The following is a 459-nucleotide window of genomic DNA, read 5'->3' as shown; positions in this document are numbered from 1 at the left end:
TCGGACAGCACGATGACGACCTTGCCGTCGGGGAAGGTCCAGGTGTGGACCTGCGGCTTGACCTCGTCCTTGACGATGCCCGGGATCCTGGCCAGGCCGGCCATGTCGATCTCGTTGTCGAAGTGGCCGATGTTGCCGACGATCGCCTGGTGCTTCATGCGGGCGATGTCGGACGCCATGATGATGTCCTTGTTGCCCGTGGTGGTGATGAAGATGTCCGCGGTCTCGACGACGTCGTCGAGGGTGGCGACCTGGTAGCCGTCCATGGCGGCCTGGAGGGCGCAGATGGGGTCGATCTCGGTGACGATGACGCGGGCGCCCTGGCCGCGCAGGGACTCCGCCGATCCCTTGCCGACGTCGCCGTAGCCGCAGACGACGGCGGTCTTGCCGCCGATGAGGACGTCGGTGGCGCGGTTGATGCCGTCGATCAGGGAGTGGCGGCAGCCGTACTTGTTGTCG

1 protein-coding gene is annotated in these 459 nt (G+C 66.4%); it reads right to left on the bottom strand.

Translation table 11 applies throughout. The annotated features are described in order from the left end of the window. A partial coding sequence (locus tag ESG85_RS06315) for an NAD(P)-dependent oxidoreductase (RefSeq protein WP_164986177.1) occupies positions 1–459 on the bottom strand: 459 nt, incomplete at both ends.

Source organism: Streptomyces roseicoloratus, assembly GCF_004117935.1.
GTDB classification, from domain to species: Bacteria; Actinomycetota; Actinomycetes; order Streptomycetales; family Streptomycetaceae; genus Streptomyces; species Streptomyces roseicoloratus.
This window is presented reverse-complemented; position numbering and strand designations above follow the sequence as displayed.